Origin of the sequence: Sphingomonas sp. LH128 (assembly GCF_000293195.2) — a bacterium.
Classification (GTDB): domain Bacteria; phylum Pseudomonadota; class Alphaproteobacteria; order Sphingomonadales; family Sphingomonadaceae; genus Novosphingobium; species Novosphingobium resinovorum_A.
This window is the reverse complement of the sequence record NZ_ALVC01000574.1, coordinates 1-319: the sequence shown is the minus strand read 5'-3', so window position 1 is coordinate 319 and position 319 is coordinate 1. Positions and strand designations below refer to the sequence as shown.

Annotated in this window: 1 protein-coding gene; it reads right to left on the bottom strand. The window is 63.6% G+C overall.

From position 1 onward, the window contains the following. Nucleotides 1–28: 28 nt before the first annotated feature. Nucleotides 29–319, bottom strand: a 291-nt coding sequence (locus tag LH128_RS30320) for a molybdopterin cofactor-binding domain-containing protein (protein ID WP_008833518.1), incomplete at its 5' end; no start/stop codon positions are given.

Genomic DNA, 319 nt, shown 5'->3' with positions numbered 1-319 from the left:
GGGCGTTACAAAGGGTTGCTGGCCCCCATCACAGCAGCTTGTCGAGCGTGATCGGCAGGTCGCGGACCCGCTTTCCCGTCGCATTGTAGATAGCGTTGGCGACCGCTGCGGCCGTGCCGGTGATGCCGATCTCGCCGATGCCGCGCGCGCCCATCGGCGTGTGCGGGTCTGGAATGTCGGTCCAGATCACGTCAATCTCGGGCACGTCCATGTGGACAGGGATATGGTACTCGGACAGGCTCGGGTTCATGACCCGGCCATTGCGTTCGTCGATCTGGGTTTCCTCCATCAGCGCCAGGCCAAGGCCCATGATGATGCC